The following is a 4,127-nucleotide window of genomic DNA, read 5'->3' on the forward strand; positions in this document are numbered from 1 at the left end:
CTTTGCCGACGACCTGCAACCCCGTGGCGGCCCGGCCCCGCGCCAGCCCCTGGGGCGTGAGGGTGACGTGATCGAAGGCGAGTTCGAACACCGCGACCCCAAGTAATCCCCTCACTGGCACGGCACCCGCGGGTGCCGTGCGGCTTTTGAAGACGCCCCCCGACACAAAAATTTTCATCTCGGTACCCTTGTAATAAGCTTATGCGCCCTTATGTAACGGTCACCGCAAGGTTTCTGGTGGCGACACCAGACAGACTTCCGCGTTTCGCGCCGCGAACCGCGACCGGCACCGCCGGAATTTAACTAGCCGGAATTGACACCGGCCGATGAAAAACACAATTAGGAGAGATCGACAATGAGCAAGCTTCGTCCTCTGCATGACCGCGTCGTCATCCGTCGCAGTGAAGAAGAAAAGAAAACCGCTGGCGGTATCGTGCTGCCAGGTTCGGCTGCTGAAAAAGCCAACCACGGTGTGATTGTCGCTGCTGGCCCAGGCAAGACCCTGGAAAACGGAGAAGTACGTGCGCTGGCTGTGAAAGTGGGTGACAAGGTTGTGTTCGGCCCTTACTCCGGCAGCAACACTGTGAAAGTCGACGGCGAAGACCTGCTGGTAATGGCTGAGAACGAGATTCTCGCTGTTCTGGAAGGCTGATTTCCCCGTTCATCTTCCCGTTACTACAAAGTATTTAAGGAATATCGATCATGGCTGCTAAAGAAGTTAAATTCGGCGATTCCGCCCGTAAGAAAATGCTCGCCGGTGTGAACGTCCTGGCTGACGCAGTAAAAGCGACCCTGGGCCCTAAAGGCCGTAACGTGATCATCGAGAAGAGCTTCGGCGCTCCGACCATCACCAAGGACGGCGTTTCCGTCGCCAAAGAAATCGAGCTGAAAGATCGCTTCGAAAACATGGGCGCGCAGCTGGTCAAAGACGTTGCCTCCCGTGCCAACGATGACGCAGGCGACGGCACCACCACCGCTACCGTTCTGGCTCAGTCGATCGTCAACGAAGGCCTGAAAGCCGTCGCTGCCGGCATGAACCCGATGGACCTGAAACGCGGCATCGACAAGGCGACCATCGCCATTGTCAAAGAGCTGAAGTCCCTGTCCAAGCCATGCGCTGACACCAAGGCAATCGCTCAGGTCGGCACCATCTCGGCCAACTCCGACAGCTCCATCGGCGACATCATTGCCGAAGCCATGGAAAAAGTCGGTAAAGAAGGCGTGATCACCGTTGAAGAAGGCTCGGGCCTGGAAAACGAACTGTCGGTTGTTGAAGGCATGCAGTTCGACCGTGGCTACCTGTCCCCGTACTTCGTCAACAAGCCAGACACCATGACCGCCGAGCTCGACGGCCCGCTGATCCTGCTGGTTGACAAGAAGATCTCCAACATCCGTGAACTGCTGCCAGTTCTGGAAGCTGTTGCCAAGGCCGGCCGCCCACTGCTGATCGTTTCCGAAGACGTTGAAGGCGAAGCCCTGGCGACTCTGGTTGTGAACAACATGCGCGGTATCGTGAAAGTGGTTGCTGTCAAGGCACCTGGTTTCGGCGATCGTCGCAAGGCAATGCTGCAGGACATCGCTGTTTTGACTGGCGGTACCGTTATCTCCGAAGAGATCGGCCTGAGCCTGGAAAGCGCTACCCTGGAACACCTGGGTAATGCCAAGCGCGTCACCGTGACCAAGGAAAACACCACCGTGATCGACGGTGCTGGTGTTGAAGCTGACATCCAGGCACGTGTTACCCAGATCCGCGCTCAAGTGGCTGATACCACTTCCGACTACGACCGTGAAAAACTGCAAGAGCGTCTGGCCAAGCTGTCCGGCGGCGTTGCAGTGATCAAGGTTGGCGCGGGTTCCGAAGTTGAAATGAAAGAGAAGAAAGCCCGCGTTGAAGACGCCCTGCACGCTACCCGTGCAGCCGTTGAAGAAGGCGTAGTACCTGGCGGTGGCGTGGCGCTGGTTCGCGCTCTGCAGGCTATCTCCGAGCTGAAAGGCGACAACGCTGACCAAGACGTCGGTATCGCTCTGCTGCGTCGTGCTGTTGAAGCACCTCTGCGCCAGATCGTTGCCAACTCCGGCGACGAGCCAAGCGTAGTGGTCGACAAGGTCAAGCAGGGTTCGGGTAACTTCGGTTACAACGCTGCTACCGGCGAATACGGCGACATGATCGAAATGGGCATCCTGGACCCGGCTAAAGTGACTCGTTCGGCTCTGCAAGCGGCTTCGTCGATTGCCAGCTTGATGATCACCACTGAAGCAATGATCGCCGAGATCAAAGAAGATGCTCCAGCTGGCGGCGGTATGCCAGACATGGGCGGTATGGGCGGCATGGGCGGCATGATGTAAGCCAGTCTTACCCCGATACTGAAAAACCCCGCCTGCAGCGATGCAGGCGGGGTTTTTTTATGCTGATCGTTCCCACGCTCTGCGTGGGAATGCCGCCAGGGACGCTCTGCGTCTCTCTTTACGCGCACGCCTCAGCTGACGCCGCGACGCCCCAGCAGTTTCTTGAACATGAAGCCGCGAGCCAGCATCAGGTGCGAGGCGGGCGGCAAAGATGCCACGGGTCCCGGTGCCGCAGAGCCGGATGACGGATGGACAGGCACGTGTGCGGTTTTTTTGAGGGGCGCCGGTTGGGGCCGCTCCCAATGGCCGGACATGACCACCATGCCCAGCAGTTTGAGGGTATTGCCGTAATAGTCATGGTCACGGATGGACCGGCGTTGCAGGTTGTCCCAAAGGTTATTGAGCCACAGCTGATTGTCGGGGTTGATCATTGCGCTGACCCCGAGTGCCGCCACAAAGGCCGGCTCATTGTGCGCTTCCTCGATCGCACTGCCGTCGATTCGGTAGCCACTGTTGAAGTTGCCCGGCTCATCGTGGGTGGTGGCGCGTGCCCAGCGGTTGAAGGTGGTCAAGGTGTACAGCGCACGCGGGTCACCGTACATCAGGTAATCCAGGCCGATGCGCCACGGGTAGCGGGCCGCGTTCCACGAATAGCTGCCGTCGTATGGGCCTTCCACCAGATCGGGCCGCGCCGGGGTGATCGAGGTGTCCAGGTGGCTGATGAAGTCCGGCACCAGCCCGCTGTTGGCGCTGTACCGTTGGGTAAAGTCACTGATGATCGAATAGGTCTTGTCGCGCACCGCCTGCCAGCGCTTGTCCCCGGTCATGGTGAAAAAGCTGTAGAGGTGCGACTGCATGAAGTCCGAGCTGCGGGTGGTGTACTCAAGCTCTGCGTCACCGTCGGTACCGGCCCAGTCGCCGAGCATCAGGTGCTGAGTCCTGGGGTGCACCTCGTGTTTCATGATCGCCGCCATCACCGTGTTGGCCTCGCTGCGATAGTCAATGGTGCCCTCGCTGCCCCATTTCTGATCGGCCAGCAGCAGGGCGTAGGCGATGTCCAGGTCGCCATCGGTGGCACTGACGTCACCACGGAAAGGGTCGGTGGAGTCGCCGCATCCCTCGGTCTGGTTCCAGGCCATCAGGCCGGGATCGGACGCTGCCGGGTGATCCTGGAAGTAGCGCACCATGCCGTCGAAAGTCCGTTGGGCCTCGTCATCGTAGTCGGCCATCATCACAGTGAGCAGCATGCCGTAGCCATGGGCCTCGGACACGGTGATGGTGTTGGGCGCGGCGCCACCACCCACGGGTTTGTGGTCGGCGTTGACCTTGATGAAATACCGGCCGCTGCCGCATTCCCCCGACAGGTAAACCGCCTTCCAGTCCTTGTAGAACGTGACCAGTTGTTGATCCATGGTCGCCTGGGGCTGGCGATTGGGCAGGATGGTGCCGGGGTAGTAGGGCGCGTGGACATTCTGGGCCGCAACGCCGCCTGACCATGAACCGGCGGCCATGCACAGTGATAACAGCAGCGTGGGCAGATGCCGTCTAGGGTGACGCATGAGCTGACTCTCCAACCTGATCCAAAGGGCAAGGTCGCGAGGTTAGCGGCAGCGCGGATGTTCCACTGTCACAGGCTGTAACAGCCTAGGCCGGACGCAGTGCCAGGGTCAGGGTCAGGCGTGCGCCGCCCAACGGGCTGCGGGTGATCGACAGCTCACCCCCGTGCCAATGGGTGGCGCGCTTGGCCAGTGCCAGGCCGAGGCCAAACCCGCTGGGCTCGT

At 60.0% G+C, this 4,127-nt stretch carries 4 protein-coding genes and 1 pseudogene; 3 read left to right on the forward strand and 2 right to left on the reverse strand.

Annotation, left to right across the window (positions count from 1 at the left end; translation table 11 throughout):
- The 3 genes and pseudogenes from HX846_RS33515 to groL form a co-directional block, all read left to right on the forward strand.
- Nucleotides 1-106, forward strand: a pseudogene (locus HX846_RS33515) (membrane protein FxsA); the annotation flags it as partial.
- 249 nt (nt 107-355) lie between these two features.
- Nucleotides 356-652 carry a co-chaperone GroES gene (groES, locus tag HX846_RS33520; protein ID WP_017846112.1) on the forward strand — a complete coding sequence of 99 codons (297 nt, stop codon included), beginning with the start codon at nt 356-358 and terminating at the stop codon, nt 650-652.
- Between the two features lie 50 nt (nt 653-702).
- Complete coding sequence (gene groL / locus HX846_RS33525) at nt 703-2,346, forward strand: chaperonin GroEL (RefSeq protein WP_003208597.1); 1,644 nt, start codon at nt 703-705, stop codon at nt 2,344-2,346.
- A gap of 131 nt (nt 2,347-2,477) precedes the next feature.
- On the opposite strand, the gene HX846_RS33530 is transcribed toward groL, so the two are convergent.
- Nucleotides 2,478-3,905: a glycosyl hydrolase family 8 gene (locus HX846_RS33530; RefSeq protein WP_178967082.1), complete on the reverse strand. Its 1,428-nt coding sequence runs from the start codon at nt 3,903-3,905 to the stop codon at nt 2,478-2,480.
- A gap of 85 nt (nt 3,906-3,990) precedes the next feature.
- A partial coding sequence (locus HX846_RS40285) for an ATP-binding protein (protein WP_372242046.1) occupies nt 3,991-4,127 on the reverse strand: 137 nt, incomplete at its 5' end.

The organism is Pseudomonas sp. K5002 (genome assembly GCF_013386655.1).
In the GTDB taxonomy this organism is placed as follows: domain Bacteria; phylum Pseudomonadota; class Gammaproteobacteria; order Pseudomonadales; family Pseudomonadaceae; genus Aquipseudomonas.